Source organism: Streptomyces sp. NPDC006458 (assembly GCF_040612135.1).
Taxonomy (GTDB): Bacteria; Actinomycetota; Actinomycetes; order Streptomycetales; family Streptomycetaceae; genus Streptomyces.
Genome location: NZ_JBEXPR010000036.1, coordinates 50,675 through 75,318 on the forward strand (window position 1 = coordinate 50,675; position 24,644 = coordinate 75,318).

Genomic DNA, 24,644 nt, shown 5'->3' on the forward strand with positions numbered 1-24,644 from the left:
GGGTGGCTGGTCGCGCAGTTCCCCGCGCCCCTGGGGGGACGGGGTTGCTGTTGCTTTTAGGGGCGCGGGGAACTGCGCGATCGGCCCGCTGCGGGTCGCACCCGGTGGTGATGGGGATGGCTCCTGTACCCGGCCCGTCTCGCGCTGCGGGTCGCACCCGGTGGTGATGGGGATGGCCCCTGTACGCGGTCCGTCTCAGGGGCGCGGGGAACTGCGCGAAGGGCTGACGGCGGCCCGCACCCGGCGGGGGAGGGGACGGGTCCTCTACGCCGCCCGGGTCGCCGACAGGGCGGCTGCCCTGGTGCCGGCCAGGGTGATGCCCACGACACCCAGGACCGCGGCCACCCCCACCGCCACCGTCCCACCCCAGCCCCCCGCGTGGAACGCCACCGCACCGACCGTGCTGCCGGCGCTGGAGCCGATGTAGTAGGCGGACTGGTAGAGGGCGGAAGCCTGGGCACGGCCACGGGTCGCCGCCTTGCTGACCGCCGAGGACGCCACCGCGTGCCCCGCGAAGAAGCCGGCCGTGATCAGGACCAGGCCCAGCAGGACCAGGCCCAGCGAGTCGGCGAGGGACAGCAGCAGACCCGCCGCGGTCGTGCCGCCGGCCAGGTACAGCGCGCCCCGGCGGCCCACACGGCCCACCAGACGCCCGGCGGTGGAGGCCGACACCGTGCCCACGAGGTAGACCAGGAAGATCGAGCCGACGATGCCCTGCGGCAGGGAGAACGGCTCGTCCGTCAGGCGGTAGCCGATGACCGTGTACACGCCGCCGAACACCGTCATGAACAGCGCCCCGATGGCGTACAGCCGACGCAGCAGCGGATCGGTGAGGTGGTCGCGGACCGTGCGGGCGAGCACCCGCGGCCGCAGCGAGCCCCGCGTGAAGTGCTTCGGCGCGGGCAGCAGCAGCCGGAAGGCGACCGCGCAGGCCACCGCGAGCGCGCCGATCACGCCGAGGGCGACCCGCCAGCCCCACTCCTGCGCCACCCAGCCCGTGATGACCCGCCCGCTCATTCCGCCGACACTGTTGCCCGCGACGAACAGACCGATCGCGGTGACCAGCGCCCGCGGCCGGACCTCCTCCGCGAGATACGCCGTCGCCGAGGCCGGCAGACCCGCCAGCGCCGCGCCCTGCACCGCGCGCAACGCCACCAGGGCGGGCAGCGAGGGCGCGAGGGGGACCAGCACCGCCACCGTCACAGCGACGGCCAGGGACCAGGTCATGACCGTGCGCCGCCCGAACCGCTCCGACAGCGCGCTCATCGGGAGCACGAACACCGCCAGACCGCCCGTCGCGACCGCCACCGTCCAGCTCGCCTCGCCCGCGCTCACCCCGAAGTCACCGGAGATCAGCGGCAGCAGCGCCTGCGTGGCGTACAGCAGGGCGAAGGTCGCCACACCGGCCAGGAAGAGCGCGAAGCTCATCCGCCGGTACCCCGGGCCGCCCGGGGTCATCCGGGAGTCGTCGGCGCACACGCCGGGCGAAGGGGCGGAGGAGGCGGGGGACGGGACGGCGGCGCCCACGAGGGTGGACGCCCCGGTATCGGCGGGATTCATGCTTCGACCGTACGGAGATCGCCGCTCATCCGTCCAATGCATGGAATCGGCATAATCGTTCCCGTGATGCATCAGCACAGGTCAGGACAGCACCTGTCACCGAGTGGTGACACAGAAGACATCGTCGCGCTGCTCGCGCCACGCCTCGTGCACTTCGCCGGGGTCGCCCGCACCGAGCATGTGACAAGGGCCGCGCAGGAGATGGACGTCCCCCAGTCGACTCTGTCGCGCGCGATGGTCCGGCTCGAACAGGACCTGGGCGTCGACCTGTTCGCCCGCCGCGGCCGGACCGTGTCGCTCACGCCCGCCGGACGCACCTTCCTCACTTCCGTCGAACGGGCCCTCGCCGAGATCGAGCGGGCGGCCGAGGAGGTGCGCGCCGACGCCGACCCGGCGGCTGGCAAGGTCGCCTTCGGCTTCCTGCACACGATGGGCGCCGAGACCGTGCCCGGACTGATCCACGCCTTCCGCGCCGACCACCCCCGGGTCCGCTTCAGCCTGGTGCAGAACTACGGCGAGGCCATGCTGGAGCGGCTGCGCGCGGGGGAGCTGGACCTGTGTCTGACCTCGCCCGTCCCGGACGCCCCCGACCTGGTCGGGCGCCGGCTGGACGAGCAGAAGCTGCGGCTGGTGGTGCCGGCCGACCACCGTCTGGCCGGGCGCAGGCGGGTGCGGCTGGCCGAGGCCGCCGACGAGGCGTTCGTGACCCTGGAGCCCGGCTACGGCCTGCGCCGCATCACCGACGACCTGTGCAAGGAGGCCGGTTTCCGACCCCGGATCGCCTTCGAGGGCGAGGAGGCGGAGACCCTGCGGGGCCTGGTCGCCGCCGGACTCGGCGTCGCCCTGCTGCCACCGCCGGCCGTGCCCCGGCCGGGTGTCGCCGAGCTGACGGTGACGGCCCCGCGCGCGGCCCGCGAGATCGGCGTGGCCTGGCTGGAGGGCCGACCGGACACCCCGCCCGTGGCCGCGTTCAAGAAGTTCCTGCTGTCGAGGCGGGGCCGCCTGCTGCACGAGTGAGGCACCCCAGGGCAGCCCGCGGGCAGCCCCTAATGACGCAGCGACCGCCCGAACCCGGCCGCCAGAGGCATGCGCAGCCCGAGCGGCGGAGGGGCGGCGAGGGCGTCCTCGACCGGGCGGGAGAAGGCGCGGTCGAACAGGGCGCCCATCACGAAGTCCTCCGCCAGGCACATCACTTCGTCGCGATGCTGCTGCAAGGAGTGTCTGTCCGAGTGGACTTCGAAGCGGCACACCTCACGGTTGGCCTTCTTCGCGCGTGCCGCGAGGCGGAAGGACAGCTCGGGGTCGGTGCGCTCGTCGTTGGTGCCGTGCACGATCAGCACCCGGCGCCCGGCGAGCTGTTTCACCGGTTCGGGTGGTGCGGCCATGTCCTCCTCGGGCAGCCAAGGGGCTATCGCGAACACGGAGTTGACGGCCTCGTGGCCGCCCGCGTGCAGCGCCGCCCGGCCGCCCATGTCCAATCCCGTCAGGCACACGGGGACATCGCCGTAGCGGCGTACCGCCTCGTCGGCAGCCCAGGCGGCGTCGCGGGCGAGATGGGCCTCGCTGCCGTTCCAGCCCTTGTATCGGTAGTGGACGACGTGCGCGGCCAGGCCCTCCTGCCGTCCCGCGCGGGCCAGACGGCGTCCGAGCGAGCGCACGGAACCCGCCGCGAGCAGGGCGGACGGACGTCTGGTCGATCGCTCGTCACCGCCCGGGAGCAGCAGCACCACCCCGCTCACCGCCGTCGGTTCCGGACCGAACGCCCGTCCCAGCCGGGCCTCGCGAACCGGCGTCGCATGCTGTGCCATGACAGAACAGTGTCAGAAGCGTGCGTGTACGCCACCCGTCCGTGGGGTCACCGTTACGTATCGGCCGAGTCGTCGCGACGGGCGATCTACGCGCGTAGGAGTTAGGGTGCGGAAATGACGAGCCAGACTGACCGGATGGGGACCACCCCGAGCCCGGACCAGATCCGCCGGGCACCCAAGGTACTCCTGCACGACCACCTCGACGGCGGGCTGCGGCCCGGCACGATCGTCGAACTGGCCCAGGAGCAAGGCTATTCCGCGCTCCCCGAGACCGACCCGGCCAAGCTGGGCCTCTGGTTCCGTGAGGCCGCCGACTCCGGTTCCCTGGAGCGCTATCTGGAGACCTTCTCGCACACCGTCGGCGTCATGCAGACGCGCGACGCGCTGGTGCGGGTCGCCCGCGAGTGCGCCGAGGACCTCGCCGAGGACGGCGTCGTCTACGCCGAGGTGCGCTACGCCCCCGAGCAGCACCTGGAGGGCGGGCTCAGCCTCGAAGAGGTCGTCGAGGCGGTCAACGAGGGCTTCCGGCAGGGCGAGCGCGCCGCCCGCGAGGACGGGCACCGCGTCCGCGTCGGCGCGCTGCTCACCGCCATGCGGCACGCCGCCCGCGCCCTGGAGATCGCCGAACTCGCCAACCGCTACCGCGACCTCGGCGTCGTCGGCTTCGACATCGCCGGCGCCGAGGCGGGCTTCCCGCCCACCCGGCACCTGGACGCGTTCGAGTACCTCAAGCGCGAGAACAACCACTTCACCATCCACGCCGGTGAGGCCTTCGGGCTGCCCTCCATCTGGCAGGCCCTGCAGTGGTGCGGCGCCGACCGGCTCGGGCACGGGGTGCGCATCATCGACGACATCGAGGTCAAGGACGACGGCACCGTCCACCTCGGCCGACTCGCCTCCTACGTCCGCGACAAGCGCATCCCGCTGGAGATGTGCCCCAGCTCCAACCTCCAGACCGGAGCCGCCGCCTCCTACGCCGAGCACCCCATCGGGCTGCTGCGCCGCCTGCACTTCCGGGCCACGGTAAACACTGACAATCGCCTCATGTCGGGCACGAGTATGAGCCGGGAATTCGAGCATCTCGTCGAGGCGTTCGGCTATACGCTCGAAGACCTCCAGTGGTTCTCCGTCAATGCGATGAAATCAGCGTTCATTCCTTTCGATGAACGACTTGCGATGATCAATGACGTCATCAAGCCCGGATACGCCGAGCTGAAGTCCGAATGGCTGTTTCAGCAGACCGCCTCGACCAGCGGTTCTGCCCCGTCGGAGGGCTGATCGGGGGACGGGGAATGCGGGCGGGCTTTCACAACCCGTCCGCATTTCGGTGTTTGCGGCGGGCCCTGCGGCGTGTTTACGTTCGGGAACCGCTTCCGTCCCCGTTCAGTCTTCGATTTCAGTCAGGACGCATTAACGATGAAGCAGTCTGCTGCCAAGACCCTCGGTGTCGCCGCTCTCGGTGCCGCCTTCGCCGCGACCGGTGCGGGCGCCGCGAACGCCGCCCCGGCCCTGCCCGACGCCGGCCAGGCGCTTGGCACCGTCGCCCAGGTCCTGCCGGGTGCCGGTGAGGCCCTCACCCAGGCACAGCCCGCCCTCGCCGCCGGTGTCGCCGCCGCGCAGCCCGTCGCCGAGAAGGCGCTCGCCGACGGCCCGACCAAGCCGGTCGCGGGCCTGCTCGGCGGTCTGCCGGTGGGTGGCCTGCCCACCAAGGGCCTGCCCGTGAACGGCCTCCCGCTGGGCTGACCCAGGCTCCCCCGCGCCGTCGGGGCGCGCCCCGAGACTTCCGGGCGCGCCCCGACGGCGTACTTGTGCGCGGGGGTTCACCAGGCCGTGCGGGCCTTGTTCTCCGAGGGGAGGAGTATCCACAGCGCGATGTAGAGCAGGAACTGCGGGCCCGGCAGCAGGCAGGACGCCAGGAAGATCACGCGCATCGTGAGGGCGGAGATGCCGAAGCGCCGAGCCAGCGCGGCGCACACTCCGCCGATCATCCGGCCGTTCGCGGGGCGGGCAGGGCGGGACATGGCGGCTCCTTCGTGAGCTGATCCGAGGCGGCCCTCGTGGCTGCCTCATCTGCTCTCAACGCTACGGAGACGAAGGGGGCATAGCGTCACTCCACGGGGCGATCCCGACCCTGGGAATCGTCGGGGTCCGACCCTGAGCGGGCCCCTCATGCCGCCCCTCATGCCGCCCCTCCTCCCGCACCTCGGCCCGGCGCCGCAGCCGCGCCCGGCCCAGCGGGACCACCGCGAGATGCGCGAGCACCACGCCCGCGGTGTTCAGCAGCAGCGAGTCGACGTCGGTGACCTGGCCGGGTACGCCCGTCTGCAACAGCTCGACGGCCAGGGAGATCAGGGCGCCGGCCGCCGCCGTACGCAGCAGCGAGCCCAGCGGCGAGACGGTCAGCCTGCCGCTCGCCAGTGGCAGCAGCACGCCGAGCGGGGCCAGCAGCACCAGTCCCTCGCCGATCCTGCGGGCGGCTTCGGGCCCGCCCAGCGCCAGGTCCGCGCGGATGCCGGCGAACGGGCGCAGGTTGGCCGGCATCACCCAGGGGACGTCCAGCGGTCGCAGCGTGAACCAGGCGACGAGCGCGAGATGTGCGACGAGGAGGACACCTCCCGTCACACGGATGCGGAACGCGGCGTTGCCGCCCATGGAGCCTTGACGCTGCACGCCCCCCTAGACGCGGCACCCCGCGCAAACGGTTCCGCCACATCGGGTGTGAGGCATACGCCACACCCCGGGCGGTTCCGGCGGGCACATCCGGGCCCCGCCGCCGACACCTACGGCGTTACGCGACCGGCTCACGGCCGGGGCGTTGCGCGACTCGGCGTCCTGCCGGCCTGCGGCGGGGCGGGCCCGGCGAAGGCATGCTCACCGGCCGGGCGGCGTCGCGGCTGAGGCGGGGGGCGGTACGCAACTCGGCGCCGACGAGGTGCCGCCACGCCCACCCGTGCCGCCCCTAGCGGCACGCATGCCCGCGGCGGCGGCTCGCGCCGGTCCGCGGCTGGGACGGAGGGCGTCGGAAAGTCGCGTACGGCGAGGAGGGAACGGGACGGGAGGCGTCGGGAAGCCGCGTACGGCGAGGAGGGGACAGGGACGGGAGGCGGCGGGAAGGCGCGTACGGCGGGGAGGGGACGGGGCGGGGGGTGTCCGCCCGCAGCGGACGGCGGTGACCACCCTCTGCCCCCGTAGGAGGCCAGTTCGGCGGACCGAGGACGGATATCCCCCGGCGCGGCCCCGCACCACCCACCGAACACAAGGCGCTACAGCAGCCCCACCGGACAGGAACAGGCCGCCGCAGGCGTCACCCCGCCGCCACCCCCGTGTTCGGCGGCCGCACGCTCCCCGGATCCGTCCGGACCTCGGGCGTGCACTCGTAGCGCCGAGGCGCCCCCGACGGCCCGCCGAGGATCACCGAACCGTCGCCCTCCGCGGCCTCGGAGTCCGAGAAGGTGCACACGATCTGGGCCAGCGCGTACGACGACAGCCGATCAGGAGCGACGTTCAGCCGCAGCGTGTCCTCCGGATCACCCTCCCGAGGCCCGCCCGCTTTCATCCGGGAAGGGACGTCCGTCGTGTACCCCGCCAGCCGCTCAGCCGCCGACGAAGGCTCCGCGAGCTCGTTCAGCAACCCCTGCGCGAGCAGCACCCGCCGCGCCGAGTCCGCCGTACCCTCGGGAATGTTCACCGACCGGTCGACGCTCACCAGCGAGGCGCCACAGCGCAGGAACACCTGCACCGCCAGCCCCCGAGCGGACTGCGTGCCGATGTCCGGCGCGGACAGCGAGCAGTGGGCCCGCGAGGGCGCCGCACCGTAGTCGGTCGGCACCTCTGTGGCCCGGATCCCGCACCCGGCCACCGTCCCGACGGCCCCGACGAGCAGCACCAGCACCAGCGCCAGCGCCCGGCGCGCGTTCACGACGCGTCCCCCTTCGTGTCCTGCCCGGTCTCCCGCCCCGTCGGCTCCTCGGCCTCGGCCTCGGCCTCCGCCCCGTCCTGGGGCAGCCGCAGCGTGAACACCGCCCCGCCGTCGGGCGAGTTGGCGGCGGTGATCTCCCCGCCGTGGATATGCGCGTTCTCCAGCGCGATGGACAGCCCCAGCCCGCTGCCCTCCGACCGCGGCCGGGACGCGCTCGCCTTGTAGAAGCGGTCGAACACGTGCGGCAGCACGTCCTCGGGGATGCCGGGCCCGTGGTCGCGGACCTCGATGACGACCTCGTCGGAGGCGGCCCGCACGGCCACCCGCACGGGCGACCCGCCGTGCTTGAGGGCGTTGCCGATCAGGTTGGCCAGGATCACGTCCAGCCGACGCGGGTCGAGCTGCGCGTGGATGCCCCGCTCGGCGTCCAGCTCCACCGCGTCCAGCCAGGCCCGCGCGTCGATGCAGGCGGTGATCAGATCGGCGACGTCGACGTCGTCCAGCACCAGCCGGGCCGTACCCGCGTCGAAGCGGGTGACCTCCATCAGGTTCTCCACGAGGTCGTTCAGCCGCCGGGTCTCGCTCACCACCAGCCGCACCGCGGGCTCGATCATCGGGTCGATGCCGCCGGCCTCGGAGTCCAGCTCCTCCTCCAGCACCTCGGTCACGGCGGTGATCGCGGTCAGCGGCGTACGCAGTTCATGGCTCATGTCGGCCACGAACCGCCGCGAGGCGTCGTCGCGGGAGGCCATCTCGGCTACCCGCTTCTCCAGCGCCTCGGCGGCGTTGTTGAACGTCCGTGACAGATCGGCCAGTTCGTCGGTGCCCGACACCCGCAGCCGGGTGTCCAGCCTGCCCTCGCCGAGCCGCCGGGCGGCGACGCCCAGGCGGTGGACCGGCTTCAGCACGGTCGTCGCCGCGGCCTGCGCGAGCAGGGCGGAGCCGATCAGGGCCAGACCGGTGGCGATCCCCAGCGACCAGGCGAGGGAGTTGAGGTCCTTGGCCTCCGGCTCCAGCGACTTGAGCATGTAGCCGGTCGCGCCACCGCCGATCACCCGGGTGCCCGCCACCAGGTACGGGGTGCCGTCGTCGACGACACGCTGCCAGTACAGGTGGTACTCGGCGCCGTTGGCCGAGCTCTGCGGCTGCTTGCGGTTCACCGCGGTCCGCAGGGACTTCGGTACGTCACCGAGCTCGAAGCCGTTCAGCCCGCCGGAGCCGCCGTACACCGTCTTGCCGGCCGGGTCCTCGGCGACCAGCAGGACCGTGAAGTGCTGGCTGCCGCCCGCCATCAGGCCGGCGGTGCGCTGGAGGTCGTCCTGGCTGGGGTGTTCGGGCAGGGCGCCCGCGCGGCTGCGCATCTCCTGCTCGAAGTCGCGCAGCACGGCGTCCTGCGCGCGGGTGAGCACGGCCTCCCGGTTGAGCCAGTAGGCGATGCCTGACGCGGACACGGCGGCGGTCAGCGCGACCAACCCGAACACGACGACGAGCCGCAGCCGCAGACTGGTGAAGCGCAGTCTTGAGAAAACCTTGCGATCCGCCGCCCAGCCGCGGAGACCCCCTTGCTCCGTCGTCACTGAGGCGGATCCAGCCGGTAGCCCACGCCCCGCACGGTACGGATCAGGGTCGGCGAGGACGGCACGTCCTCGACCTTGGCGCGCAGCCGCTGCACACAGGCGTCCACGAGCCGCGAGTCACCGAGGTAGTCGTGCTCCCACACCAGCCGCAGCAGCTGCTGGCGCGAAAGCGCCTGACCGGGGCGGCGGCTCAGTTCCAGCAGCAGCCGCAGCTCGGTCGGGGTCAGTTGGAGATCCTCGCCGTTCTTCGTGACGGTCATGGCCGCGCGGTCGATGACCAGGCTGCCGAAGGCCGCCGCGTCGTTGGACTCCCGCTCGCCGCGCCGCAGCACGGCCCGGATCCGGGCGTCGAGGACCCGCCCCTGCACCGGCTTGACGACGTAGTCGTCCGCGCCGGACTCCAGTCCCACCACGACGTCGATGTCGTCGCTGCGCGCGGTGAGCAGGATGATCGGCAGCTGGTCCGTGCGCCGGATGCGCCGGCACACCTCGAAGCCGTCGATGCCGGGCAGCATCACATCCAGCACGATCAGATCCGGGCGCTGCTCGCGCAGCAGCTTCAGACCGTCCTCACCGCTGGCAGCGGTCGCCACGCGGTGTCCCTGGCGCGTCAGTGAGAGCTCCAGGGCCGTCCGGATGGCGTCGTCGTCCTCGATCAGCAACAGGGAAGGCACGGGCTCATTCTGGCCCATGGATGCCGTACGGATGAACCTGTGGAGCCGATGGAACGCAGCCCTTACGCGCGATTCCGCTGAGTGATCCCCCCGCGCGCCCCCCGGCCCCGAGGCCCTTCCCGTCCCTCTCTTCCCGGCGGGGGACCCCTGTGACAGGTCTGTGACAGTCGGCGGACACGGCGATGAAGTGGCCCGGGCAGGCTTCTCGGCACAAGGAAGAACGCAGACCGAACACCGGCAAGTCCACGACGGGGGGCGCGAGATGAACACGCTGCACGGCATGAGCACCAGCGCAGTGATCACGCGTCTGCACGACGTGAACGTGCACCGGGGTTCTGAGAAGTCCGGTGCCGTGAGCGGGCGGGGGTGCGCTCGCGGCACCGGACGTCAGCACACCGCGCACGCACCGCAGGCCGAACGGCCGTACATGGCGGTGGTCGAAGGTCTCACGGGGGAGACGGACGGGGGAGCCGCGTACAGGGAGGAATCGGGGGAGTGTCACTCCCGGTCGCAGGCCGCGGACGCCGAAGCGGCGTTCACCGCCTATGTCCAGGAGCGTCGCGCCTCTCTGTACGCCACCGCCTACCACCTGACCGGTGACCGCTTCGAGGCCGAGGACCTGCTGCAGAGCGCGCTGTTCTCGACCTACCGGGCGTGGGACCGGATCAGCGACAAGGCGGCGGTCGGCGGGTATCTCCGCCGCACCATGACCAACCTGCACATCAGCGCCTGGCGGCGCCGCAAGCTGAACGAGTACCCGACCGAGGAGCTGCCGGAGACGCCCGGTGACACGGACGCGATGCGCGGCACCGAGCTGCGCGCGGTCCTGTGGCAGGCGCTGGCCCGGCTGCCCGAACTCCAGCGCACCATGCTGGTCCTGCGCTACTACGAGGGCCGCACGGACCCGGAGATCGCGGACATCCTCGGTATCAGTGTCGGCACGGTGAAGTCCAGCATCTGGCGCTCGCTGCGCCGGCTGCGCGAGGACGAGGTCCTCAGCTTCGGCCGTGACGAGGAGGACGCCTTCGGCGAGCTGGTCGCCTGAAGCGCGGAAAAAAAGTTCCCCGAGAGGTGTATCAGGGGGACGGTACGAGGGTCTTGCTGACAGGTCCGGGGGGACCACGGGGGAAGTATCAGGGGGGATACGGGGGAAGCAGGACCGACGGGGGAAGGCACGGGGGAGCACAGAGGAAGCGGGACTGGAGGGCCGGGGGGTCCATCCAGTCCCGCTTTCGCGTTCCGCGGTCGCCGCAAGGAGATACGGGCGTACGCCGTAGAGGGCTACGGGCGTACGACGGTCAGGCCGCGGTCCGTGAAGTGGCGCAGCGGCCCGCCGCCGCGGCCGCGAGGCGGCCCATCGCCTCGTCGCGGTCGCAGGCGTGGGCGCCCAGCGCGGTCTGCCGGGCCACGATCGAGCGCTCGGCGCGCATCAGCCGCCAGCCGCGGCGCAGCAGGAACGGCACGGACTTGCGGCCCTCCCGCAGATCCCGCAGGAAGCGCCGGCGGAAGGTCTTGACGGGGCCGCGGCTCAGGCACAGCGCGTCGGCGAGGACGCCGAGCTCCTGGCAGCGCCGCACGATCTCGGCGGCGAAGATGCCCTCCGCGATGAACAGCGGGGTCCGTCCGATGTCGACGGCGTCGGTGCCGGTGCGGGCGCTGAGCGAGATGTCGTAGACCGGTACGCAGGTACGGCCGGTGCGGCACAGCTCGGTGATCGCGGTGACGGCGGCGTCCGCGTCCCAGGACTCGGGGTGGTCCCAGTCGATGTCGGAGCTCCCGGCCACCTTCGGCAGCGTCGGGTCGTCGCCCTCCTTGTAGAAGTCGTCGAGCCGCAGCACCGGGAGACCGGAGCGGGCTGCGAGCAGGGACTTGCCGGAGCCGGACGGGCCGCAGAGCAGCACGACGCGCGTGGGTATGGGCGGATGGGAAGTCACGGGTCACCAGTCTGAGGCATTCACGCGCCGTTCACCCTCCCGCGGGTCGGCTTTGAAGCCCGCGTCACACCTCAACTACCCTTTGTGTCGACTCGATTACCTTGCGCAGCAGAAGGTGGCAGCGATGGCCCGACACGACAACTCCCCGAACCACGCCGGACGGCGGGCGCTGGCCGCGCTGGCGACGGCCGGTGTGGCGCTCGGCGCGTCCGCGACGACGGCCGCCGCGGCGGACACCGAACCGGTGGTGGACGCGATGCGGACGCGTCCGACCTCGCTCGGGCAACTCGACCCGCAGTCGGGGGTGGAGGCGCTGACGATGTCCCTGCGGTACACCACCGGGACGGTGTCCTCGCTCAAGCCGAATCCGCTGGCCGGGACGGGGGTCGACCCGCTGGACAACGGGATCGGGACGCAGCTGGCCGACTTCCGGCCGCTGACGTCCCAGATGCTGACCGCGCCGGTGGCCCAGGCGGAGTCGATCGGGTCGATTCCGCTGCTGGGCCAGGCGACGGAGCTGCTCGGCGGCTGAGCGGGGCGGGGTGCCGGGGAGCTGTGACCGCACGTCGGCCGCGGGCCGTGCGTGGCCCGCCGCGCGGTTCCCCGCGCCCCTTGTGCGGCCTGCGGCCGCCCTCGGGGCGCGGGTGCGGCCCCGCCCCCGCGGCGGGGTGTATCAGTACGACGAGCCCGAGGCGCCCAGGCTGCCCGTCGGGTGCCAGACCGTCTTGGTCTCCAGGAACGCCGTCATGCGGTCCGTGCCCGCCGGGACGGACCAGTCGTCCACAGGCTGTGGACGCAGGACGCGCTTGAGGTTGTCGGCCGCGGCGATCTCCAGTTCCTTGGCCAGGACCTCGTCGGCGCCGGCCAGGTCGATCGCGTTGACGTCCTGGTGCGCGGCGAGCGGGGCGGAGATCTCCGCCGTACGGCCGGACAGGACGTTCACCACGCCGCCGGGCAGGTCGGAGGTGGCCAGGACCTCGCCCAGGGAGAGGGCGGGGAGCGGTGAGTTCTCCGAGGCGACGACCACGGCCGTGTTGCCCGTGGCGATCACCGGGGCGATCACCGAGACCAGGCCGAGGAAGGACGACTCCTGCGGGGCGACGACCACGACGACGCCGGTCGGCTCCGGGGAGGAGAGGTTGAAGTACGGGCCCGCCACCGGGTTGGCGCCGCCGACCACCTGGGCGATCTTGTCGGTCCAGCCCGCGTACCAGACCCAGCGGTCGATCGCCGCGTCCACCTGGGCGGCGGCCTTGGACCTGGACAGGCCCTCGGCCTCGGCGACCTCGCGCACGAACTGCTCGCGGCGGCCCTCCAGCATCTCGGCGACGCGGTAGAGGATCTGGCCGCGGTTGTACGCGGTCGCGCCCGACCAGGCACCGAAGGCCTTGCGGGCGGCCACCACCGCGTCACGGGCGTCCTTGCGGCTCGCCTGCGGAGCGTTCGCCAGCCAGTTGCCCTTGGAGTCGGTCACTTCGTACACCCGGCCGCTTTCGGAACGGGGGAACTTGCCCCCCACGAACAGCTTGTAGGTCTTGAAGACGGGGAGTCGGGTCGGGTCAACAGTGTTCTTCATCGCTCGCCCTCCGGGCTCGACGGGGCGAGGTACGCCTCCAGGCCGTGTCGGCCGCCCTCGCGGCCGAAGCCCGACTCCTTGTAACCGCCGAACGGCGAGGTCGGGTCGAACTTGTTGAACGTGTTGGACCAGACGACACCGGCCCGGAGCTTGTTCGCCACCGCGAGGATGCGGGAGCCCTTCTCCGTCCAGATGCCCGCCGACAGCCCGTACGGCGTGTTGTTGGCCTTGGCGACGGCCTCGTCGGGCGTACGGAAGGTCAGCACGGACAGGACCGGGCCGAAGATCTCGTCGCGGGCGACGGTGTGCGCCTGGGTGACGTTCGTGAAGAGCGTCGGGGCGAACCAGTAGCCGCTCTCGGGCAGTTCGCAGGCCGGCGACCAGCGCTCGGCGCCCTCGGCCTCGCCCCGCTCGACGAGAGTGGTGATCCGGGCGAGCTGCTCCTCGGAGTTGATCGCGCCGATGTCGGTGTTCTTGTCCAGCGGGTCGCCCAGGCGCAGGGTGGAGAGCCGGCGCTTGAGGGACTCCAGCAGCTCGTCCTGGACCGACTCCTGGACCAGCAGACGCGAGCCCGCGCAGCAGACCTGGCCCTGGTTGAAGAAGATGCCGTTGACGATGCCCTCGACGGCCTGGTCGATCGGGGCGTCGTCGAAGACGATGTTGGCGCCCTTGCCGCCCAGTTCGAGGGTCACCTTCTTGCGCGTGCCCGCGATGGACCGCGCGATCTGCTTGCCGACGGCCGTGGAGCCGGTGAAGGCGACCTTGTTCACGTCCGGGTGCGCGACGAGCGCGGCGCCCGCGTCGCCGTAGCCGGTGAGGATGTTGACGACACCCCTGGGCAGGCCCGCCTGGCGGCAGATGTCCGCGAAGAACAGGGCCGACAGCGGGGTGGTCTCGGCCGGCTTCAGCACGACCGTGTTGCCGGTCGCCAGCGCCGGGGCGATCTTCCACGCCAGCATCAGCAGCGGGAAGTTCCAGGGAATGACCTGGCCGGCCACGCCCAGCGGCCGCGGGTTCGCGCCCAGGCCGGCGTGGTCGAGCTTGTCCGCCCAGCCCGCGTAGTAGAAGAAGTGCGCGGCGACCAGGGGCAGGTCAGCGTCGCGGGTCTCCTTGATCGGCTTGCCGTTGTCCAGGGTCTCCAGGACCGCCAGCTCACGGCTGCGCTCCTGGATGATCCGGGCGATGCGGAAGAGGTACTTCGCGCGCTCGGAGCCCGGCAGCGCCGACCACTTCTCGAAGGCCTTGCGGGCGGCCTTGACCGCCCGGTCCACGTCCGCCTCGCCGGCCCGGGCGATCTCGGACAGCACCTCCTCGGAGGACGGCGACACGGTCTTGAAGACCTTGCCGTCCGCCGCGTCGGTGAACTCGCCGTCGATGAACAGGCCGTAGGACGGGGCGATGTCGACGACCGAGCGGGACTCGGGCGCCGGTGCGTACTCAAAAGTCATGTCGATCAGTCCACCGTCACGTAGTCGGGGCCGGAGTAGCGGCCGGTGGCCAGCTTCTGGCGCTGCATCAGCAGGTCGTTCAGCAGCGAGGAGGCGCCGAAGCGGAACCAGTGGTTGTCCAGCCAGTCCGCGCCCGCGGTCTCGTTGACCAGGACCAGGAACTTGATCGCGTCCTTCGAGGTGCGGATGCCGCCGGCCGGCTTCACACCGACCTGCACCCCGGTCTGGGCGCGGAAGTCGCGGACCGCCTCCAGCATCAGAAGCGTGTTCGCGGGGGTCGCGTTGACGGCGACCTTGCCGGTCGAGGTCTTGATGAAGTCGGCGCCCGCCAGCATGCCGAGCCAGCTGGCCCGGCGGATGTTGTCGTACGTCGAGAGCTCGCCGGTCTCGAAGATGACCTTCAGACGGGCCGCCCCGCTGGCCTCCCTCACCGCGACGATCTCGTCGTAGACCTTCATGTACCGGCCCGAGAGGAAGGCCCCGCGGTCGATGACCATGTCGATCTCGTCCGCACCCGCGGCGACGGCGTCGCGCACGTCGGCCAGCTTCACGTCGAGCGCGGCGCGGCCGGCCGGGAAGGCGGTGGCGACCGAGGCGACCTTGACGCCGGAACCGGCGACGGCCTCCTTGGCGACGGCCACCATGTCGGGGTAGACGCAGACCGCGGCCGTGGTGGGGGTCGTCCGGTCGGTCGGGTCGGGCAGGACCGCCTTGGCGCCGAGCGCCCGGACCTTGCCCGGGGTGTCCGCGCCTTCCAGCGTCGTGAGGTCGACCATCGAGATGGCGAGGTCGATCGCGTACGCCTTCGCGGTCGTCTTGATGGAACGGGTGCCGAGGGAGGCGGCGCGCGCCTCCAGGCCGACCGCGTCGACGCCGGGCAGCCCGTGGAGGAAGCGGCGCAGCGTGTTGTCTGACGACGTCACGTCCGAGAGGGCGTCTGCTGCGATGGGTGCATTGGTGGGCATGGTCACCAGCCGAGCATATCTACGCGCGTAGCGGCTGTACAGGGGGCGGGGTTCCACTTTCTCGCCTTTGGGGCTTTTGTTCGAGTGTATGCGCGAGTCGGCGGTAGCCGTTCGCGCAGTTCCCCGCGCCCCTGGGTGCGTGTGTTCCTGGGTGGGAGTGTGTGTGCGGGTTGGGGGTGGTTGTTCGCGCAGTTCCTCGCGCCCCTGGGGCGGGGCGTGTGTGCGGGTTGGCGGTGGCCGGTCGCGCAGTTCCCCGCGTCCCTGGGTGGAACTGCGCGAGCAACCACCGAGGGCCCGCAGCCGCACGCGGGCGGTCGGCACCCACGACGGACGGCCCGCGCGGAGCCGCATGCATAATCGGCGGCATGACCACCAACGACCGGATCTACCGCTCGCCCATGGCCCTCGTCGGCGGCGTGCTCCTGCTCGCCCTCGCCGCGTGGCTCGGGATCGATGCCATGGTCCAGGGTGAGGGACGCGCACCCTGGCTGGCACTCGGCGGACTGCTCACCTTCGTGCCGGTCGTCGTCGCCTTCACCGTCCGCCCGGCCGTCTTCGCCGACGACAACCGGCTGCGGCTGCGCAACCCGCTGCGGGTCGTCACGCTGCCCTGGGGCGAGATCGTCTCGCTGCGCTCCGGCTACACCAACGAGGCCGTCGACAAGGAGGGCAGGAAGTTCCAGCTGTGGGCCGTCCCCGTGTCGCTGCGCGGCCGTAAGCGGGCCACCCGGCGCCAGGAGCGGCGGGACGCCCGGGAGACCGCCGCCGCACAGGGCAAGCGGGTCCGCGGCAGCGTCTTCGGACCGGGCGGCGACATCGACGACGGGCCGCTGCGCGACCAGGGCGACAAGATCATGGACGAGCTGCGCGCCATGCTGGAGGCCCGGGAGAAGGCCGACACCTCGCAGGGCGAGATCACCGTGCGGTGGGCGTACGAGATCATCGTGCCCACGCTCGTCGGTGCCGTGCTGCTCGTGGTGCTCGGCGCGCTGGGCTGAATGCCAACGACTCGGTACAACCCTCTCGCCGTTCCGCCCGTCTGACGAGCGTGACCGACACACACACCGAGGCCGACGACGGTCCGCTCCCGCTGCCCGCCGCCCTCGTTCCCGACGGCTGTCCCGCCCTGGACGCCCAGGGGGCGCGCCGCTGGACCGCGGCCCTTCCGCCGCGCTGGGTGCCCGTGCGCACCCCCGGCGGCGCGACCTTCGCGGTGGGCGTCGCCGCGCTCGTCGCGAGCGGTTCCCTCTGCCTCTACGGGGGTCTGCCCGCGTTCGCCGCCGCGCTCGCCGCGCTGCATCCGGCATGGCTGCTGGTGCGGCCCGGGGTGGCGCTGCTGTCCGCGCCGCTCACGGCCGTGCTGCTGCTCGTGGCGAACGGAGCCCCGCTCACCGTCCGGCTCGCCTTGATCGTCGTCCTCGCCGGGGTGTGGGGTGCCGCCCTGACGCGGGTGCGCGCCCGCGCCCGGCAGCGGGCCTCGGCGGAGGCGGCCGCCGGGGGAGTCACGGCCGTCGTGCCCGGCGCGCCGGCGCCCCCGCGGCGCGGGCTGTTCCTGACCGGGGCCGGGGTGCTCGTCGTCGTGGGCGGTGCCGTGCTGCTCGCCCTCCAGGACGCCCGGGATCTGACGGAGGACCGGCAGGCCGTGCCGGCTGTTACGGCCGGTGTCATCGGGCTGGGGCTCACCGTGCTGCTGTCCGGACTGCTGGCCCGCCGCCGGGCCGCCGCCCTGCGCACCGCGCCGGTGCCCGTGCTGCGGGTGCTGGTGCGCCAGGCGGCCGACGTGGACACCGAGGTCTTCGCCGCCGACGACACCGCCGCCCTCCGCCCGCTGTTCACCGTCGCCACGACCCTCCTCGACGACGAGGACGCGGAGGACGCGGAGGACGCGGAGGACGCGGAGAACGAGGTGGACGAGGACGAGGAGGACGACGAGGAGTGGGAGGCCCTGCTCGACCGGCTCGACGACGAACAGCCCGGACCGCTGCGGGAGGCCGTCCTGTACGGAGCCCCGTACGACGGTGCCGAGATCGTCCTGGTCAGCGCCGCCGAACAGCCCGACGAGCCGCCGTTCACGGAGGGCTCGACGGGGCCGGTGCGGCCGCTGTCCGAGAACGCGGCACGGCGCCGCACGGCCCGGGAGATAAGGGCCGCGGCCGACCAGGAGCGGCTGGACGCGCTCGCCGCGTCGGTGGCGGACGGGCGGGTGCGCCAGTGGCGGGCCGGCCCGCGCGACTGGGTCATGGGCCTGGTCTTCCTGCTCTTCGCCTGCGCTTTGGTCTCGGGCGAGGGCGATCTGTTTCGCTGGACACTCGGCCTGGTCGTGGGCCCATTCCTGGCCGGAGCCGTGCCGCACATCGTCGCCTGGCGCGTCACGGCCGACCGTGACGGGCTGTGGCTCGACGGCATGAAGGGTCCGCGGCACATCGCCTGGGAGCACCTGCGGCTGGTGACGGTCGACGGGCCCGTACTGAAGATCGACAGCACTCGGCGCGACTTCATGCGGTGGAAGCTGTCCGGCCCCAGCTGGCGCTGGCTGGAGCGACGCCTCGGCCGCGTGCACCGGCTGGACCGGATGGCCGCCGAGATCACCGCCCTGTGGAAGGACGAGGCCAAGCGCCCGGCCGAGCCCGCCGCCCGCCCCCGGGGCCGCACCCTGTGGCCGTACGCCCTGGCCACCGCCCTCGGCTGGACCGCGCTGCTCTTCCTGATGCCGTAAGGCACGCCCCCGTGCGCCGCCCCCGCCCTCACGGCGCGCTCGGCCACACCGGCACCATGTACGCCCGCAGTACGCCGACCCCAGGACCGCCGCCGTCACCGCCGGCACGCGGACGTGGCGGGCGGCCGGGGAGGTGTGGACGGGATGCGGGCGCTACCGGCCGCTCGGCGCGGTCTTCGCGGCGGTGGAGGACGGCACGGGGCGGCTCCGGTGCTCGGCGGGCAGGACCGGACCACCGTTTCCCGACGCGGCACGCGGCTGCCGCCACCGACGTCAGCGGTCGCCGGGAATTCACCCGATGGGGTGCCCCCGGGCGAGTGAGGGCGCTGGGGGAGGAGGAACGGGGGCGCCTCCTGGACGGAAGAGGCGCCCCCGGGCTCAGATGCCGGCCGCCGCCGACAGGTCGCGCTTGATCTCCGCCAGCACCTGAGCGCCGCGGGCGCGGGCCGCCGGCAGGTCGGCGTGCGCGGCGACCGGCACGACGACCTCCAGGTAGCACTTCAGCTTCGGCTCGGTGCCGCTGGGGCGGACGATGACGCGGGCGCCGTCGAGGGTGTAGCGCAGGCCGTCGGTGGGCGGCAGCGCCTCCGTGCCCCGGGTGAGGTCCTCGGCGCGGGTGACGGCCAGGCCCGCCAGCGCGGTCGGCGGCCGCTCGCGCAGGCGCCGCATGGCGTCGGCGATGACCGACAGGTCCTGGACGCGCACCGAGAGCTGGTCGGTGGCGTGCAGGCCGTGCTCGACGGCGAGGTCGTCCAGCAGGTCGAGCAGGGTGCGGCCCTGCTCCTTGAGCTCCGAGGCCAGCTCGGTGATCAGCAGGGCGGCGGTGATGCCGTCCTTGTCGCGCACGCCCTCGGGGTCGACGCAGTAGCCGAGCGCCTCCTCGTAGCCGTAGCGCAGGCCCTCCACGCGGGCGATCCACTTGAAGCCGGTGAGGGTCTCCTCGTACGGCAGGCCCGCCTTCTCGGCGATACGGCCGAGCAGGGAGGAGGAGACGATCGACTCGGCGAAGGTGCCGCGCGCGCCCCGCTTCACCAGGTGGGCGGCGAGCAGCGCGCCGACCTCGTCGCCGCGCAGCATCCGCCAGTCACCGCCTTCCGGGCCCTCCTTGACGGCCACGGCGCAGCGGTCGGCGTCGGGGTCGTTGGCGATGATCAGGTCGGGGTCCGTCTCGCGGGCCCTGGCGAACGCCAGGTCCATCGCGCCGGGCTCCTCCGGGTTGGGGAAGGCCACGGTCGGGAACGCCGGGTCGGGCTCGGCCTGCTCGGCGACCAGCACCGGCTCGGGGAAGCCGGCGCGGGCGAACGCGGCGAGCAGGACGTCCTTGCCGACGCCGTGCATGGCCGTGTAGACGGTCCGGGCGGTGCGGGCCGACCCGGCGGCGAGCACGGCGTCCGTGCGGGCCAGGTAGGCACGCACGACGGCGTCGTCGAGGGTCTCCCAGCCGGCCTCCGGACGGGGCACGTCGGCCAGGGCCACGACGGCGTCGATCTCGGCGGCGATCTCCGCGTCGGCGGGCGGCACGATCTGGGAGCCGTCGCCGAGGTAGACCTTGTAGCCGTTGTCCCGTGGCGGGTTGTGACTGGCGGTGACCTCCACACCCGCGACCGCGCCCAGATGCCTTATCGCGAACGCCAGGACGGGGGTGGGCAGCGGTCGGGGCAGCAGGACCGCCCGCAGGCCCGCGCCGGTCATCACGGCGGCGGTGTCGCGGGCGAAGTCGGCGGACTTGTAGCGGGCGTCGTAGCCGATGACGACCAGCCCGCCCGCCCGGCCCTTCGCCTTGAGATGAGCGGCGAGTCCGGCGGCCGCGCGGATCACCACCGAGCGGTTCATGCGCATCGGTCCCGCGCCCAGCTCACCGCGCAGACCGGCGGTGCCGAACTGCAGGGTGCCGCTGAAGCGGGCGGTCAGCTCGTCGACGTCCTTGGCGTCGATGAGCGCCCTGAGCTCCTCGCGGGTCTCGGGGTCGGGGTCCTCGGCCAGCCACGCCTCGGCCCGTGCCAGCGAATCGTGGGTCACCTGCGGTCAACCTCTCGTGTGGTGGATGAGGGGCGGGCGGCCCGGCTCCCAGGGGTCCACCCCGCTGCGCTTCCGGGGGCCCGGGGGATCTACAGGCGGCCGAGCACTCGGGTCAGCAGGGCGCCCATCCGGGCCGCCGAGTCACGGCCGGCCTGGAGGACCTCCTCGTGGTTCAGCGGCTCGCCGGTCATGCCCGCGGCGAGGTTGGTCACCAGGGAGATGCCGAGCACCTCGGCGCCCGCCTCGCGGGCCGCGATGGCCTCCAGCACGGTCGACATCCCGACCAGGTCGGCGCCGATCACGCGGGCCATGCGGATCTCGGCCGGGGTCTCGTAGTGCGGGCCGGGGAACTGCGCGTAGACGCCCTCCTCCAGGGTGGCGTCGATCTCCTTGCACAGGGCGCGCAGCCGCGGCGAGTACAGGTCCGTCAGGTCGACGAAGTTGGCGCCGACGATGGGGGAGGTGGCGGTGAGGTTGATGTGGTCGCTGATCAGCACCGGCTGACCGGGGCGCATGCCCTCGCGCAGACCGCCGCAGCCGTTGGTGAGCACCACGGTCTTGGCGCCGGCGGCGACCGCGGTGCGTACACCGTGGGCGACGGAGGCGACTCCGCGGCCCTCGTAGTAGTGGGTGCGGCCCAGGAACACCAGGGCCCGCTTCTCACCGATCTTGTACGAGCGGATCTTGCCGCCGTGGCCCTGGACCGCCGGCGGCGGGAACCCCGGCAGCTCGGTGACCTGGAACTCGGCGTCGGGATCGCCCAGCGCGTCCACGGCCGGGGCCCACCCGGAGCCCATCACGAGGGCGACGTCGTGGGACTCGGCGCCGGTCAGTTCGCGCAGGCGTGCGGCGGCGGCGTCGGCGGCGGCGTACGGGTCGCCCTGGATGTCGTCCGGAAGAAGAGATGCGTTCACGCCGACGAGAGTAGCCGGTCATTGCCTACGCGCGTAGATGACAGAGCTCACGGGATGGCGATCGTTGTCTTGTCGTTTCCGACGAAAGCACCGCCCGAGGGGCGGCTGGCCGCTCCTCGGGCATCAGGGCGTCCCCGTCGTCAGCAGGGACGCTTCCGCAGCTCCATCACGTAGTCGTGCGGGGCCCCCGCCGACTCCGCCGCGTCGGCGACCTCGCCCAGATAGCGGGCCGAGGGCAGGCCGCCCTCGTAGGCGTTGAGGACGTACGTCCAGGCGGACTCCTCGCCGTCCAGGGTGTGGACGCGCACGCGCATCCGGCGGTAGATGCCGAGGCCGACGCCCTCCCAGCGGTCGAGGGAGTCCTCGTCCATGGGGGCGAGGTCGTAGAGCGCGACGAAGACCTGGGCGGCGGGCTGCTCGACGATCGTCGCGAGCGCGCCCTCCCAGCCCATCTGCTCGCCCCCGAAGGTCATCCGCCACCCGTTCAGCCAGCCGGTGGCGCGCAGCGGCGAATGCGGGGCGCGGCGGGTCATCAGCCGCGCGTCGAGATTGCACGCGTAGGCGGCATAGAGCGACATGCTGAGAGAGTACGGCAGCCGGAACGTCTGTCACTCCCGCCGTCCGGTGTCCCGTCCGACGGCCCGAGTACCACGCTCGGGCCCCCGGGGCAGTAGCACCTTGAAGCGTGCGGGACAATGGAGTACGTGACTCGGATCGTGATCATCGGTGGCGGACCCGGCGGCTATGAAGCGGCCCTGGTGGGCGCTCAGCTCGGCGCGGAGGTGACCGTCGTCGACTGCGACGGTCTGGGCGGAGCGTCGGTGCTGACCGACTGCGTGCCGTCGAAGACCCTTATCGCTACGGCCGAGGTGATGACCACCTTCGACTCCTCGTACGAGGAGCTGGGCATCATCGTCGCCGACGACACCCCGCACATCGACACCCCGGCCCGGGTCGTCGGCGTGGACCTCGGCAAGGTCAACCGGCGTGTGAAGCGGCTCGCGCTGGCGCAGTCGCACGACATCACCGCCTCCGTCACCCGGGCCGGCGCCCGGGTGATGCGCGGCCGCGGCCGCCTGGAGGGCATGCAGGCCCTCGACGGCTCCCGCAAGGTCGTCGTGACCGCCGCCGACGGCACCGAGGAGACCCTCACCGCCGACGCCGTCCTGATCGCGACCGGCGGCCACCCGCGCGAGCTGCCCGACGCCCGGCCGGACGGCGAGCGCATCCTGAACTGGACGCAGGTCTACGACCTCACCGAGCTCCCCGAGGAGCTCATCGTGGTCGGCTCCGGCGTCACCGGCGCGGAGTTCGCGGGTGCCTACCAGGCGCTGGGCTCCCGGGTCACGCTCGTCTCCTCCCGCGACCGGGTGCTGCCGGGCGAGGACCCGGACGCCGCCGCGGTCCTGGAGGACGTCTTCCGCCGCCGTGGCATGAACGTCATGGCCCGCTCCCGCGCCGAGTCCGCCAAGCGCGTCGGCGACCGTGTCGAGGTCACCCTCGCCGACGGCCGCGTGATCACCGGCTCCCACTGTCTGATGGCGGTCGGCGCCATCCCCAACACCGAGGGCATGGGTCTGGAGGAGGCGGGGGTCAGGCTCAAGGACTCCGGGCACATCTGGACCGACAAGGTCTCCCGCACCACCGCGCCCGGCGTGTACGCCGCCGGTGACGTCACCGGCGTCTTCGCGCTGGCCTCCGTCGCCGCCATGCAGGGCCGCATCGCCATGTACCACTTCCTCGGCGACGCGGTGGCCCCGCTGAACCTCAAGACGGTCTCCTCCAACGTCTTCACCGACCCCGAGATCGCCACCGTCGGCTACACGCAGGCCGATGTCGACGCGGGCGTCATCGAGGCCCGGGTCGTGAAGCTGCCGCTGCTGCGCAACCCGCGCGCCAAGATGCAGGGCATCCGGGACGGCTTCGTGAAGATCTTCTGCCGGCCCGGCACCGGCATCGTGGTCGGCGGCGTGGTCGTCGCGCCGCGCGCCTCGGAGCTCATCCACCCCATCTCGCTCGCCGTCGACAACAACCTGACGGTCGAACAGATCGCGAACGCGTTCACCGTGTACCCCTCCCTGTCCGGCTCGATCGCCGAGGTGGCACGGCAGCTGCACACGCGCAAGGCGACCGGCGAGGTCTGACCGCGGGAGGCACCGACTCCCCGTCCGTCACGGGGAGTTGCGGCTTCTGCCCAGGGCACGGGCGGCGGGACTATGCCCATATACCACTTCCCGTCGCCCTGTGCGAACAACTTCTGTTATTCGGCGCAAACTGCTGAAACCAGACGGTCGTTGGGGTTACTGTCAGTTTCGTGTTCGCTGCAGAACGTCGCCAATTGATCCTCGAAATGGTGCGAGCGAACGGAGCAGTGTCGCTCCGTGAGCTCGCCCGCGTCGTCCAGACCTCAGAAGTGACCGTACGGCGGGATGTGCGGGCACTGGAGGCAGAAGGACTCCTCGACCGCCGGCACGGCGGTGCGGTACTGCCGGGCGGATTCACGCGGGAGTCCGGCTTTCCGCAGAAATCGCATCTCGCGACCGCCGAGAAGACGGCCATCGCCGACCTCGCCGCGAACCTCGTCGAAGAGGGCGAGGCCATCGTGGTGGGGGCCGGAACCACGACCCAGGAACTGGCCCGCCGGCTCGCCCGCATCCCGGGGCTGACCGTCGTCACCAACTCCCTGCTGGTCGCCCAGGCCCTCGCCCACGCCAACCGCGTGGAGGTCGTGATGACCGGCGGCACCCTGCGCGGCTCCAACTACGCCCTCGTCGGCTCCGGCGCCGAGCAGTCCCTGCAGGGGCTGCGGGTCTCCAAGGCCTTCCTGTCGGGCAGCGGACTGACCGCCGAACGCGGCCTGTCCACGTCCAACATGCTCTCGGCGTCCGTCGACCGGGCCCTGGTGCAGGCCGCCGCCGAGGTGGTGGTGCTCGCCGACCACACCAAGCTCGGCACGGACACGATGTTCCAGACCGTGCCCACGGATGTGATCACCCGGCTCGTCACCGACGAACCGCCCGCGCACGACGAACGGGCCGCGACCGAGCTCCAGGCGCTCGCCGACCAGGGTGTGCAGATCGCCGTCACCGGTACGCCGGGAAACGCCCAGGGGGGCGCGACGGGCGGGGGGCCGGGGGGTGACGCCACCGCGGCCCGGCCGCAGCGGCGTGACGTCCCGCTGCCGGCGCCCCGGCGTGGCGTCCCCGGTACGGCTTCACTGCGCGGGGCGGCCGCGCTGACGGACCCGGGCTCCGGGGGACCGGAGCAGCGGGCCGCGCGGGTCGCCGACATGCGGCGGCGCTGAGCGGGGAGTGGCTCCGCCGCTTCGCCGTAGCGCCTTCTCGCGGTGGGGCGTGAGGCGTTCGCGGGCGTGCGGGCTTTCGGTGGCCGGTCGTGCGGTTCCCCGCGCCCCTTGACGGCGGGCGCGGGGAACGTGGTCGGATCTGGGGGTCAGTCCTTGATCTCGCAGATGACGGCGCCGGAGGTGATGGAGGCGCCGACCTCGGCGCTCAGGCCCTTGATGGTGCCGGAGCG

23 protein-coding genes are annotated in these 24,644 nt (G+C 72.5%); 9 read left to right on the top strand and 14 right to left on the bottom strand.

From position 1 onward, the window contains the following. Positions 1 to 264: 264 nt before the first annotated feature. Positions 265 to 1,560 carry an MFS transporter gene (locus tag ABZZ79_RS34445; RefSeq protein WP_356695656.1) on the bottom strand — a complete coding sequence of 432 codons (1,296 nt, stop codon included), beginning with the start codon at positions 1,558 to 1,560 and terminating at the stop codon, positions 265 to 267. Between the two features lie 63 nt (positions 1,561 to 1,623). Between ABZZ79_RS34445 and ABZZ79_RS34450 the strand changes: the two genes are divergently transcribed. Continuing rightward, positions 1,624 to 2,577: a LysR substrate-binding domain-containing protein gene (locus ABZZ79_RS34450; protein ID WP_356695658.1), complete on the top strand. Its 954-nt coding sequence runs from the start codon at positions 1,624 to 1,626 to the stop codon at positions 2,575 to 2,577. 29 nt (positions 2,578 to 2,606) lie between these two features. Here the strand turns inward: ABZZ79_RS34450 and ABZZ79_RS34455 are convergent, their stop codons facing one another. Continuing rightward, positions 2,607 to 3,368, bottom strand: a complete 762-nt coding sequence (locus ABZZ79_RS34455) for an alpha/beta hydrolase (protein ID WP_356695660.1) — start codon at positions 3,366 to 3,368, stop codon at positions 2,607 to 2,609. A 114-nt stretch (positions 3,369 to 3,482) separates the two neighbouring features. On the opposite strand from ABZZ79_RS34455, the gene ABZZ79_RS34460 reads away from it, so the two are divergent. Together ABZZ79_RS34460 and ABZZ79_RS34465 are read left to right on the top strand one after the other, a co-directional pair. Beyond that, positions 3,483 to 4,646 carry an adenosine deaminase gene (locus ABZZ79_RS34460; protein ID WP_356695662.1) on the top strand — a complete coding sequence of 388 codons (1,164 nt, stop codon included), beginning with the start codon at positions 3,483 to 3,485 and terminating at the stop codon, positions 4,644 to 4,646. Between the two features lie 138 nt (positions 4,647 to 4,784). Then, on the top strand, positions 4,785 to 5,111 hold the full coding sequence (locus ABZZ79_RS34465) for an ATP-binding protein (protein WP_356695664.1): 327 nt from the start codon (positions 4,785 to 4,787) through the stop codon (positions 5,109 to 5,111). Between the two features lie 77 nt (positions 5,112 to 5,188). On the opposite strand, the gene ABZZ79_RS34470 is transcribed toward ABZZ79_RS34465, so the two are convergent. From ABZZ79_RS34470 to afsQ1, 5 genes are all read right to left on the bottom strand, one after another. Next, complete coding sequence (locus ABZZ79_RS34470; protein WP_356695666.1) at positions 5,189 to 5,389, bottom strand: PspC domain-containing protein; 201 nt, start codon at positions 5,387 to 5,389, stop codon at positions 5,189 to 5,191. A 61-nt stretch (positions 5,390 to 5,450) separates the two neighbouring features. Beyond that, a complete protein-coding gene (locus ABZZ79_RS34475) occupies positions 5,451 to 6,038 on the bottom strand; it encodes a VanZ family protein (RefSeq protein ID WP_356695668.1) in 588 nt (195 codons plus the stop codon). A gap of 634 nt (positions 6,039 to 6,672) precedes the next feature. Then, entirely contained in the window at positions 6,673 to 7,287 is a 615-nt protein-coding gene (locus ABZZ79_RS34480; protein WP_356695670.1) for a hypothetical protein, read from the bottom strand. Next, positions 7,284 to 8,864: a HAMP domain-containing sensor histidine kinase gene (locus ABZZ79_RS34485; protein ID WP_356695672.1), complete on the bottom strand. Its 1,581-nt coding sequence runs from the start codon at positions 8,862 to 8,864 to the stop codon at positions 7,284 to 7,286. Before ABZZ79_RS34485 ends, ABZZ79_RS34480 begins: the two co-directional genes overlap by 4 nt. Further along, a complete protein-coding gene (gene afsQ1 / locus ABZZ79_RS34490; protein WP_073940367.1) occupies positions 8,861 to 9,538 on the bottom strand; it encodes a two-component system response regulator AfsQ1 in 678 nt (225 codons plus the stop codon). The genes ABZZ79_RS34485 and afsQ1 overlap by 4 nt, the downstream gene beginning before the upstream one ends. 262 nt (positions 9,539 to 9,800) lie before the next feature. Here afsQ1 and ABZZ79_RS34495 point away from each other — a divergent pair, with 262 nt between their 5' ends. Next, the gene (locus ABZZ79_RS34495; protein WP_356695675.1) at positions 9,801 to 10,583 is read left to right on the top strand and encodes a SigE family RNA polymerase sigma factor; all 783 of its coding nucleotides are present in this window, start codon (positions 9,801 to 9,803) and stop codon (positions 10,581 to 10,583) included. Between the two features lie 253 nt (positions 10,584 to 10,836). Here ABZZ79_RS34495 and ABZZ79_RS34500 read toward each other — a convergent pair whose 3' ends face one another. Further along, on the bottom strand, positions 10,837 to 11,472 hold the full coding sequence (locus ABZZ79_RS34500; RefSeq protein WP_356695677.1) for a uridine kinase: 636 nt from the start codon (positions 11,470 to 11,472) through the stop codon (positions 10,837 to 10,839). 124 nt (positions 11,473 to 11,596) lie between these two features. Between ABZZ79_RS34500 and ABZZ79_RS34505 the strand changes: the two genes are divergently transcribed. Then, on the top strand, positions 11,597 to 12,004 hold the full coding sequence (locus ABZZ79_RS34505) for a hypothetical protein (RefSeq protein ID WP_356695678.1): 408 nt from the start codon (positions 11,597 to 11,599) through the stop codon (positions 12,002 to 12,004). Between the two features lie 141 nt (positions 12,005 to 12,145). Here ABZZ79_RS34505 and ABZZ79_RS34510 read toward each other — a convergent pair whose 3' ends face one another. From ABZZ79_RS34510 to deoC, 3 genes are read right to left on the bottom strand one after another with little or no spacing between them, the layout of a single operon-like run. After that, positions 12,146 to 13,048 carry an aldehyde dehydrogenase family protein gene (locus ABZZ79_RS34510; RefSeq protein ID WP_356695680.1) on the bottom strand — a complete coding sequence of 301 codons (903 nt, stop codon included), beginning with the start codon at positions 13,046 to 13,048 and terminating at the stop codon, positions 12,146 to 12,148. Then, on the bottom strand, positions 13,045 to 14,502 hold the full coding sequence (locus tag ABZZ79_RS34515; protein ID WP_356695698.1) for an aldehyde dehydrogenase family protein: 1,458 nt from the start codon (positions 14,500 to 14,502) through the stop codon (positions 13,045 to 13,047). Before ABZZ79_RS34515 ends, ABZZ79_RS34510 begins: the two co-directional genes overlap by 4 nt. Further along, positions 14,502 to 15,461 carry a deoxyribose-phosphate aldolase gene (gene deoC / locus ABZZ79_RS34520; RefSeq protein WP_356695700.1) on the bottom strand — a complete coding sequence of 320 codons (960 nt, stop codon included), beginning with the start codon at positions 15,459 to 15,461 and terminating at the stop codon, positions 14,502 to 14,504. The genes ABZZ79_RS34515 and deoC overlap by 1 nt, the downstream gene beginning before the upstream one ends. A 365-nt stretch (positions 15,462 to 15,826) precedes the next feature. On the opposite strand from deoC, the gene ABZZ79_RS34525 reads away from it, so the two are divergent. Both ABZZ79_RS34525 and ABZZ79_RS34530 read left to right on the top strand, forming a co-directional pair. Beyond that, positions 15,827 to 16,459: a PH domain-containing protein gene (locus tag ABZZ79_RS34525; RefSeq protein WP_356695682.1), complete on the top strand. Its 633-nt coding sequence runs from the start codon at positions 15,827 to 15,829 to the stop codon at positions 16,457 to 16,459. Between the two features lie 50 nt (positions 16,460 to 16,509). Next, the gene (locus ABZZ79_RS34530) at positions 16,510 to 18,177 is read left to right on the top strand and encodes a hypothetical protein (RefSeq protein ID WP_356695684.1); all 1,668 of its coding nucleotides are present in this window, start codon (positions 16,510 to 16,512) and stop codon (positions 18,175 to 18,177) included. 378 nt (positions 18,178 to 18,555) lie between these two features. Here ABZZ79_RS34530 and ABZZ79_RS34535 read toward each other — a convergent pair whose 3' ends face one another. The 3 genes from ABZZ79_RS34535 to ABZZ79_RS34545 form a co-directional block, all read right to left on the bottom strand. Further along, on the bottom strand, positions 18,556 to 20,196 hold the full coding sequence (locus tag ABZZ79_RS34535; protein ID WP_356695686.1) for a phospho-sugar mutase: 1,641 nt from the start codon (positions 20,194 to 20,196) through the stop codon (positions 18,556 to 18,558). An 89-nt stretch (positions 20,197 to 20,285) separates the two neighbouring features. Further along, positions 20,286 to 21,110 carry a purine-nucleoside phosphorylase gene (locus tag ABZZ79_RS34540; RefSeq protein ID WP_356695688.1) on the bottom strand — a complete coding sequence of 275 codons (825 nt, stop codon included), beginning with the start codon at positions 21,108 to 21,110 and terminating at the stop codon, positions 20,286 to 20,288. A gap of 140 nt (positions 21,111 to 21,250) precedes the next feature. Beyond that, the gene (locus tag ABZZ79_RS34545) at positions 21,251 to 21,688 is read right to left on the bottom strand and encodes a gamma-glutamylcyclotransferase (RefSeq protein WP_356695690.1); all 438 of its coding nucleotides are present in this window, start codon (positions 21,686 to 21,688) and stop codon (positions 21,251 to 21,253) included. A 117-nt stretch (positions 21,689 to 21,805) separates the two neighbouring features. Between ABZZ79_RS34545 and ABZZ79_RS34550 the strand changes: the two genes are divergently transcribed. Further along, entirely contained in the window at positions 21,806 to 23,254 is a 1,449-nt protein-coding gene (locus tag ABZZ79_RS34550; RefSeq protein ID WP_356695692.1) for an NAD(P)H-quinone dehydrogenase, read from the top strand. A 170-nt stretch (positions 23,255 to 23,424) separates the two neighbouring features. Then, positions 23,425 to 24,414, top strand: a complete 990-nt coding sequence (locus ABZZ79_RS34555; protein ID WP_356695694.1) for a DeoR/GlpR family DNA-binding transcription regulator — start codon at positions 23,425 to 23,427, stop codon at positions 24,412 to 24,414. Positions 24,415 to 24,644 lie beyond the last annotated feature (230 nt).

What these genes read in the sequence shown, in the direction of transcription:
- ABZZ79_RS34470 (WP_356695666.1), bottom strand. Translation starts at nt 5,389, where the DNA reads ATGTCCCGCCCTGCCCGCCCCGCGAACGGCCGGATGATCGGCGGAGTG.
- deoC (WP_356695700.1), bottom strand. Translation starts at nt 15,461, where the DNA reads ATGCCCACCAATGCACCCATCGCAGCAGACGCCCTCTCGGACGTGACG.
- ABZZ79_RS34445 (WP_356695656.1), bottom strand. Translation starts at nt 1,560, where the DNA reads ATGAATCCCGCCGATACCGGGGCGTCCACCCTCGTGGGCGCCGCCGTC.
- ABZZ79_RS34465 (WP_356695664.1), top strand. Translation starts at nt 4,785, where the DNA reads ATGAAGCAGTCTGCTGCCAAGACCCTCGGTGTCGCCGCTCTCGGTGCC.
- ABZZ79_RS34460 (WP_356695662.1), top strand. Translation starts at nt 3,483, where the DNA reads ATGACGAGCCAGACTGACCGGATGGGGACCACCCCGAGCCCGGACCAG.
- ABZZ79_RS34510 (WP_356695680.1), bottom strand. Translation starts at nt 13,048, where the DNA reads ATGAAGAACACTGTTGACCCGACCCGACTCCCCGTCTTCAAGACCTAC.
- ABZZ79_RS34505 (WP_356695678.1), top strand. Translation starts at nt 11,597, where the DNA reads ATGGCCCGACACGACAACTCCCCGAACCACGCCGGACGGCGGGCGCTG.
- ABZZ79_RS34455 (WP_356695660.1), bottom strand. Translation starts at nt 3,368, where the DNA reads ATGGCACAGCATGCGACGCCGGTTCGCGAGGCCCGGCTGGGACGGGCG.
- ABZZ79_RS34545 (WP_356695690.1), bottom strand. Translation starts at nt 21,688, where the DNA reads ATGTCGCTCTATGCCGCCTACGCGTGCAATCTCGACGCGCGGCTGATG.
- ABZZ79_RS34495 (WP_356695675.1), top strand. Translation starts at nt 9,801, where the DNA reads ATGAACACGCTGCACGGCATGAGCACCAGCGCAGTGATCACGCGTCTG.
- ABZZ79_RS34525 (WP_356695682.1), top strand. Translation starts at nt 15,827, where the DNA reads ATGACCACCAACGACCGGATCTACCGCTCGCCCATGGCCCTCGTCGGC.
- ABZZ79_RS34550 (WP_356695692.1), top strand. Translation starts at nt 21,806, where the DNA reads ATGGAGTACGTGACTCGGATCGTGATCATCGGTGGCGGACCCGGCGGC.